This window comes from Edaphobacter aggregans DSM 19364 (genome assembly GCF_000745965.1).
In the GTDB taxonomy this organism is placed as follows: domain Bacteria; phylum Acidobacteriota; class Terriglobia; order Terriglobales; family Acidobacteriaceae; genus Edaphobacter; species Edaphobacter aggregans.
The window spans coordinates 1-8,305 of sequence record NZ_JQKI01000190.1; the positions used below are offsets into that span (position 1 = coordinate 1).

The window sequence follows — 8,305 nt, forward strand, 5'->3', positions numbered from 1 at the left end:
GGCTTCCGGCAGCGAGTCCAGTCCACGTTCTCGCCGGAAGGCGACGTCGAGCGATGCAGTAACTGTTGCATCAGCAGCCAAGGCAGCGCCGTCTGATGTCGATGTCGCGGACGCAATCAATGTAGCTCCGGACGTCATGGAGGCTAATCTCGTCTCGTCGCGCGTGCCCGCCTATCCGGAGGCCGCAAAGGTCGATCGCATCGAGGGTTCAGTGGTGATGCGGGCAGTCATCTCCAAAGACGGCACTGTGACCCGCGTAGACGTTCTTGAAGGTCCCCGGCGTCTTCGAAATTCAGCATCGGAGGCGGTTCGGACATGGCGCTACAGACCGCATCTGCTCAATGGCAGGCCGGTCGATGTCGCGACGACGATCACCGTCGAGTTCTCATTGGACGAATACTAACTCCGGACTAACTCAATGCAATTTCTAACGTTGTGACGCTTGCTGGCAGGAGTCCGCACCTCTTGCGAGGCGCGAAGCGGATTCTGGGAAGGAGAGCGTGCGTCCGAAGGGCGGGGGTGTCTTGAGCACGGCACGCTGAACGCAGATAGAAAGGCAAACCGGAAGGGAGCCGCCCTGTTCAACGATCTCTCTCATGGCGCGAGTTGCAAAAGCCAGCTCAGAAACTAGAATTGTCATTTCACAAGCAGGAGGAAAAATGACAAGGGCAAGTGCAGCACCGATGCTCATCGTCCGGTCCATCTCCTCGCCTTCTCCATCGTCCTTCGGATGTAGGCAGCTCGTTTGTAGGGCTGGTATCGCGGGATAGATAGTCGTCTTCAAGGGCACGTTCGATCCGGTCGTCGGTCATGCCATTGGCAAAAGCGGCGACACAGAATCCGAGATATGGGCAGGATCGCCTCCAACCGTCAGGTTGTAGGGCTGTCCCGACCGGATCTGAAAGACATAGTTCATGCGTACTCCCCCAAAGACATAGGAGGACACACCATGGTTCAGCCAGCGCTGACCGTGGCCGAACGGAAGGCTGTAGTTGGTGCTCCAGGTGAAGTAGTTGGGAATGTTGTAGGCGCAGACGCCGTAGGCATTGCTGGGATTGAAATAGTTCTGGACGACGGAACCGCCGCCGGTACCATTTTCAGCATTGAAAAGACCGGAGCTGTTGTCCATGCACTTCGACCAGGTATACGAGGCGATCGTTGAAAGCGATTGCGAGAAGCGCTTCTGGAACTGAACGAGGAGAGCGTTGTAGTTGGCGTATCCAGTGCAAGAGGAGTAGTTCCATGAAGGCGAAGCCCACGGAATCAGCTTGAGCGCGTCGATGGCCAAGGCGGGAGTCGTATCGGTCGACGCCACCGGCGATGCGTTCACGCGCCCCGTGAAGTTGAGTCGATCGGTCTTCGATCCGGCATAGCCGACAGAGAAGATCGTGGACGTAGTGAGCTGCTGCTGAAGCTGCAGATTGTACTGCTGCGAACGTGCGTCATTATAGTTCGGCGCATTGACAAAGCTCGCCGCCAGCCAGGGAGAGGACGCCACGACCGGGTTCGGGGAGTTGCCGGCCAGAGACGTGATCGGGACGAGAGGATTTGACGGCGCGCCAGGCCAGATGTTGTTGACCTGGACATTGGTCGTCTGATTGGTAATGCCCTTGGTATAAGGCCAGACCGCGCCCTCGATGTTGTTCTGTGCATATTGGCTGCGGCCGGAGATCGTGTCATAAACCATGCCGTATCCTCCGCGCAGGACCGAGTCAGTCAAGGCAGCAAGCAAGCGTTAAGCCTGACATTGATCCTAAAGCCGGGAAGATTGAAGATCCGATACCTCTCGGAGGAGCACCCGAATTTCTTGCTGCGGACGGGATAATTGAGTGGCGTTTGTTGGCAGACTTGTCTATGGAGTAGTCCTCATGGCCCTGAGCATTATGAAGTTTTTATTTGATAACGCGCCTCTCAGGAATTTCTTCCCATGGTCTCCTTGCGGCAGGAGGAGTAGTCTTACTTCAGTACGAGATGTTGCTGGCAAAGCGCGAATGTCCCTTTTTCGCTTCGCAAAGGTGGGCGTTTGAGTTGAAGAAAGGTCGGAAGAGTGGGCTGCCTGTCTTCGGGAATAATTTAGCTTTACTCGGTGTTTTTCATAAGAGGTTCGAGCGCGACAAGGGACCTGATCAAAATCAAGTGTGGACCGTTGTTCTGAAGTGAGCAGGGTTCCTTTTTGCCCTGAAAGTTGGGTTGTCTCTCATTGCCTTGAGAAATATTTGCGACTTGAGGCTATGAACCCATGCGGTCAGGTACTTTCTCCCCGATTCTTCCGCTAACGTCGATACGCTTTTTTCTTGCGATACATGTGGTGCTTCTGCATAGCGTGTTCTGGATGCATCGTGCTCATGCATCGACGTGGCTGGGACGATTTTCCATGACAGGTTATACGGCGGTCGGCTTCTTCTTCGTACTGTCAGGCTACATCCTGTCGTATGTTTATCTCGATTCAGGAAGGCCGTTCAATCGGCGAGCCTTCTGGACGTCTCGGTTTGCGAGGGCCTATCCGTTGTTGTTGTTAGCTCTCCTGCTGGATGCACCGAATTATTTTTTACGGAAGATTTCGCTGATCGGTGTGGATGCAGCGTTTGTGAAGACGGTTGGAGTCTTCCTGTCCGAGTGTGCGCTGATGCAGTTTATGGGCCATCGCTTCCGTAATATCGCGTTACCATCCTGGTCGCTCTCTTCGGAGGCGTTCTTCTATCTGATGTTTCCGTTTGTCGCTTCCCGGATATGGGGGCGAAAAGGAATTAACGCTCTAGGACTATTCAGCGTCTTCTGGGGATGCTCGTTGCTTGCTCCGCTGGTTGTTGTCGCAAGCGATCCAACAGAGTTGGTCACGCCGGGTTTGACTGAGGTAGGGTCGATCCTCGGTGTGATTCCGATCTTTAGAATCTTCGAGTTTCTTGCGGGTATTTGTTTGTATTCTCTGCAGAAGACTCTAGCGGAGAGACTGACGCCAGTTCAGTTGAACCGATTAGCCTTTATCTTTCTTGTCGTCGCATGTGCTCTGTATGGCGCTTCGGTTGACTTCGCGACTCATATCCCGTACGTGGTGATGAACAACGGATTGCTGCTGCCTGTCTGGGGTTTGCTTTTGCTGGGCCTGACGAACGTTCATGGCTGGCTTGCTGAGTTGCTGTCGCACAGGCATCTGGTTCTGCTTGGGGAGTCGAGCTACAGCATCTATCTTCTTCACTGGCCGCTGTGGAGTTATTTTTCACGCCTGAGGGTGATTGATACATGGCGGGTCTGGTGTATCTATCTGGGTGTACTTGTCGTGGTGAGTATGGTGAGTGTTTTCTGTTTTGAACGGCCCTTCCGTAGAAAGATCCTTGCTGTCGCCTCGATTCCTTCTCAAGTCGCGGTTAAGCAGTAGGATGCGGTTAGCGGGTGCTGAAGCCTCAACTCGGAAATACTTAATCTTCCCTCGCTGAGAATTCCATGCATTATCATTCGGTAAGGGGGTAGTGGCCACATCCAACCGAAAACCTCCGTTAAGGATCTTGATCTACCCCCTTATTCGGCCATGGCCGGCCGGATTAGTTCCTGTTTGTCGATGATCGACTAACGGCGTTGTAGAATTCCCTCCGATGAGGCGAATACTCGCCATTGTAGGCTCCGCAATATTCTTGGTCATCGCGCCGGGAACCGTTGTGGGTTACGTCCCTTGGCGGATCTGCCACTGGCATGTTGACTGACGACCGCAAGCACGATAACAGGCTCAAATGCGGGAGCGGCTCCGAAAGGACTCTGGCTCGCAATGGCCATAAAGATGTCCGGAGCAGATTTGTCTCTCTCACACTGCGTCCAGGCTGGCGCCCACAACTCGGTATCGAGAAAACTCCAGCTTGGAGACGATTCCAGAGTGCGTGGGGAACCATGCGTCCATTTCTGTTGGCCCGGTTCTTTCCATCCAATCTTGCCAAACTTCACCGTTCCGCCGCGATTGGGCAGGAATTGTGTTGATCGAGTCGACGCTGGCCCGCGTGCAACCTGAAATAGTGCGTCGTGGTCCGGCATCAGCAGCAGCCACTTGTCCCAATGCCAAAGTGGCTGGGTTGCAGGATCCCCTATAAAGACATAGACATCGTCATCAGCTGTGTGAAATGCCATAGCCCTTCGCTCCGAACTCTCTACCGTATTGGGCCCAGTTGCAATATCGCGCTGCTCGGCTTCGGTCACGACCTGCGGCCAAGTGCTTCGGCGGCAATTATGGTGATGCGCCGAGAAGATAAGGCAGTACCAAGCAAATGATGCTCAAGCTTTGTAATAAGCCTTGACGGCGTTTACTTCGGTCATCCACACATCAAGTTGCTGGCCTTTGCTGATCTTCTTTTTCGCATCCGCGGTGCGTTGCTAATCGGAGCATCTGACGTAGCGGCCACACATGAGGACAGTTTAGCGTGTCAGTAGTGTCTGAACCGGATCAGTTTGACCGAGAGTGGCGTTCGTCGCTCGACTTGCCCTGCAATTGGTATTAGCCGGCAAAGGTTTAACTTCGCCAAACGACTCAAGACTCGCGGTTGCCTCACGATTTACGAATTCATCTGTCAATGCTGGCAAAAAGAACCCGAGCGATTTTCTCTCAATCCGACCCATCAAATGGGACTAAATACCTTAGAAAGATGCTCTAAAAGTCCTAATTCCAAGGTCCTATAGACCTCAGACCGGATAGCGCATAGAAAGGACTGCATGCAGACGTCCCGCTTGGCAATTGGCCAAGAAAGCTCATCGCATCGTTTTCGTTGGAATTTAATAGCAGCCCTAGTGCTCTTCGTGGTTAGTTGCGGTGGCGGCACTCAGATAGCGCAAGCTGCAATTTTGAATGACCCTCTCCCTCCGGTCGCAGCGGCTCGCTTACTAGACCAAACTACCTTTGGCCCCACACTTTCAGCCATACAACACGTGCAGCAAGTCGGCATCACGGCTTATCTCAACGAGCAGTTCGATATCCCTACAACGCGGATGCCTGCCATTCCCAATCCGCCTGTCCCTATGTGCCCCGATGCTACCTATCGTTGTGTGCAGAGTTATTTCTGGCAAAATGCGCTTACTGCTAACGACCAACTCCGCCAGCGCGTAGGCTTTGCGCTCAGTGAGATTTTTGTGGTCTCCACCAACATGGTGAATGCCCGCGCAATACCTTCCTACCAAAACATGCTCGCCGACGACGCCTTTGGTAATTTTCGCCAACTAATCAGAGATGTCGCCGTCTCCAATGCGATGGGGACCTACCTCAACATGCTCAATAGTGGAGCACCCCCACCCAATGAGATCGCAAACGAGAACTTTGCCCGCGAGTTTATGCAGCTCTTCACCACCGGTCTGTTTCTCCTCAACCCTGACGGCAGCCTCCAGCTAGATGCTCAAGGAAACCCACAGCGGGTTTATACCGAGGCACAGGTTCAGGCCTATGCACGCGCTCTCACTGGCTGGACATACGCCAGTGCCACGGGAGGTGTCCCGACCAGCTTTCCGAACGGAATACCAAACTTCGATCAGCCAATGCAGCCTATCGAAGTCTCACATGATATGTCCCCTAAGAGCCTGTTGAGTGGCACCACTCTTCCGGCTGGCCAAACCGCCAACCAAGATCTCGACGGTGTTGTCGATTCTCTCTTCAATCACCCTAACGTCGGCCCATTTTTCTGCCGCCAACTCATCCAGCATCTCGTTACAGGCAATCCCTCGGCAGCCTATGTTGGCCGTGTTGCTTCCGTATTCGCCAATAACGGATCGGGCGTACGTGGCGACATGAAGGCCGTGGTTAGCGCAATCTTTACCGATCCTGAAGCACGCGCTGCCGATACAAATCCCGCGGCAGATGGTGGCCATCTGCGTGAACCTATCCTCTACTTTGCCGGTATCCTGCGCGCACTTGAATTCACGAACGTTGATCCTCAAGGCCGTTACGATGCGGCCAGCAGTTACACCTCGCCGCTTGGACAAGTGCCTTACGCCGCGCCGAGTGTCTTCAACTTCTTCCCGCCAAGCTATGTCATTCCCAACACTACGATCAACGCGCCCGAGTTTGCGCAGGAGAACACTGCGGCCGTCACTCTTCGGCTCAACCTCGCCGACAGCATCGTACGCAATCACCTGACATCGTTCTCCATCGATATGAGCCAGTCAAGCTCTCTCGGCAAGATTGCATCCGCGACCGGAGATGCCGCAACCGATAGTGCCAACTTGGTGGAAGCACTTAATCTCCTTTTCATGCACGATCAAATGCCTTCCACGATGCAATCGACTATCGCGGACCACGTTGCACAGACCGCAGATATCGGCCAGCGAGTCCGCATTGCTACGTGGCTCGTTATCAGCTCAAGTTTTTATAAGATCGAGCACTAACTAAAACTAGAATTCGGCGATTGAAGATATGTCGCTCACGAGCCCACAGGAGTTACTACCATGAGCACAAATCGGCGTAGTTTCATTCGTTCCACCTCGCTCGCTGCGGCCGGAAGCCTTGTTGGACTCCGTCCTTTTGGTGCGCTCAACGCCTTTGCTCAGACCGAATCTCCCTCTACCGATTACAAGGCGCTCGTCTGCATCTTCCTCTTCGGGGGCAACGACGGAAACAACATGCTCGTTCCGTTCGATCCGAATGGCTACAGTAACTATGCCAGCCTTCGTGGTCCATTGGCGCTGCCTCAAAACCAGCTTCTACAGCTTGCTTCAATGCCTAACTTCAGCCTCCACGGCAACCTGCCAGAGGTTCGTCAGCTCATTGATAGTGGTGCCGCAGCTCTAGTCGCAAACGTCGGTACGCTGATTCAACCAACTACTCGCGATGACGTGGCAGCACTGCGAAACCTGCCTTCCAATCTCTTTAGCCATACCGATCAGCAGTTGCAGTGGCAAAATGCTTCACAGAGCGCTTCTACACCCACAGGTTGGGCGGGACGCATGAGTGATCTTCTCGGCGGAACATTCAACTCATCCGCTTCTATTCCCATGATCACCTCGATGGCAGGAGACACGCTTTTCTGTGACGGTCGATCGAGTACTCCGCTAGCGGTCAGCCCTGGTAACATCGGAAACGTCTCATGCGGCGAGGGTCCCGACGAGTGTCCGGTTCGGCAGGCAATCGCTCAAAGCTTCCTCAGCTTTGATAGCGGAATAAGCCTTGTGCAGGCCGACAATACCATTACTCAAAACGCCTACCGCTACGCCAGTATTTTGGCACAAGCCGTTTCTTCCGTTTCGCCCTTAGCTACAGTCTTCCCCGCTAACAACCCGCTTGCGACTCAGCTACAGCAGATTGCTCAGCTAATGCAGGTACGAAGCAGTTTTGGTGTCAATAGACAGATATTCTTTGCCAGTATTGGCAACTTTGACACGCACTCCGACCAGATCTCACAGCAGGGACTTTTACTTGGCCAGCTTTCCACAGCGATGTCGGCTTTCTATCAGGCCACGCAGGAGTTGGGAATCGCCAAACAGGTCACAACCTTCACGATGTCTGACTTTTCACGCGCGCTCCAGCCAAACTCCAACACCGGCAGCGATCACGGTTGGGGTAGCAATCACATCGTGCTCGGAGGTGCTGTTCGTGGAGCAAAACTCTATGGGACTTATCCCACTCTCGCACTCGGTGGTACCGACGATTCTGGTATGAACGGCCGATGGATTCCATCAACAGGCAGTGTGCAATACGCGGCAACACTGGCCAGCTGGTTCGGTGTACAGGCATCCCAACTCAGTTCAATATTTCCTAACATTGGGGCTTTTCCATCGGCAAATCTGGGATTCGTATAAGTGATGTTCGTTGGACCCGAATCACGCCAACCCATTCCTCGCATAAATTGGCCGATATGGCGTATCGGACGTATGGCTGAAATATAGCCATGCGAGTGCGATGCGAGCTAAGAGCTGGCTTCAGTATGCGTCGTGAGTGTACGTGAGAGCCTCAGTGGGTCATCGCGTATACGAGTTATGAACATGTTTGCTCCTTCCGCAAAGCCTGTTGAATATATGTCGATGGATTGAGAAGAAGAAAGATAATCACTAACCAAGACGTTGAAAAAATGCTGCTCATCACAAGCTCCGATTAGAAGCGCATATTTAACGTTTTATTGGGCCCGGGAACTGCGGGAAGGATCCGCTACGGCGGATACGGAGGCATCGGCTACTATCATGTGTCCGACATGTACATTGCACTGTTCAGCCACTTCATTCCGTGCGGCGTTCACGAAGCCGTCTATATCCTGGATGGGCTGATCCGCAATGGTGCCGAGATCAAGCCCGATACGATTCACGGCGATACCCAGGCGCAAAGTGGACCGGTGTTCGGTCTGTCCTA

6 protein-coding genes and 1 pseudogene are annotated in these 8,305 nt (G+C 53.5%); 5 read left to right on the plus strand and 2 right to left on the minus strand.

Annotated features, from left to right (window positions below):
- A partial coding sequence (locus Q363_RS28840; RefSeq protein ID WP_157467788.1) for an energy transducer TonB occupies window positions 1–403 on the plus strand: 403 nt, incomplete at its 5' end.
- Between the two features lie 405 nt (window positions 404–808).
- Here the strand turns inward: Q363_RS28840 and Q363_RS28845 are convergent.
- On the minus strand, window positions 809–1,687 hold the full coding sequence (locus Q363_RS28845) for an outer membrane beta-barrel protein (RefSeq protein WP_035357606.1): 879 nt from the start codon (window positions 1,685–1,687) through the stop codon (window positions 809–811).
- 552 nt (window positions 1,688–2,239) lie between these two features.
- Here Q363_RS28845 and Q363_RS28855 point away from each other — a divergent pair.
- Complete coding sequence (locus Q363_RS28855; protein ID WP_035357609.1) at window positions 2,240–3,376, plus strand: acyltransferase family protein; 1,137 nt, start codon at window positions 2,240–2,242, stop codon at window positions 3,374–3,376.
- Window positions 3,377–3,633: 257 nt separating this feature from the next.
- Here Q363_RS28855 and Q363_RS28860 read toward each other — a convergent pair whose 3' ends face one another.
- Window positions 3,634–4,182: a hypothetical protein gene (locus Q363_RS28860; RefSeq protein ID WP_157467790.1), complete on the minus strand. Its 549-nt coding sequence runs from the start codon at window positions 4,180–4,182 to the stop codon at window positions 3,634–3,636.
- 510 nt (window positions 4,183–4,692) lie between these two features.
- Between Q363_RS28860 and Q363_RS28865 the strand changes: the two genes are divergently transcribed.
- From Q363_RS28865 to Q363_RS28875, 3 genes and pseudogenes are all read left to right on the plus strand, one after another.
- Window positions 4,693–6,351 carry a DUF1800 domain-containing protein gene (locus Q363_RS28865; RefSeq protein ID WP_084080881.1) on the plus strand — a complete coding sequence of 553 codons (1,659 nt, stop codon included), beginning with the start codon at window positions 4,693–4,695 and terminating at the stop codon, window positions 6,349–6,351.
- Window positions 6,352–6,411: 60 nt separating this feature from the next.
- Window positions 6,412–7,761 carry a DUF1501 domain-containing protein gene (locus Q363_RS28870; RefSeq protein ID WP_035357614.1) on the plus strand — a complete coding sequence of 450 codons (1,350 nt, stop codon included), beginning with the start codon at window positions 6,412–6,414 and terminating at the stop codon, window positions 7,759–7,761.
- Between the two features lie 341 nt (window positions 7,762–8,102).
- Window positions 8,103–8,305, plus strand: a pseudogene (locus tag Q363_RS28875) (Tn3 family transposase); the annotation flags it as partial.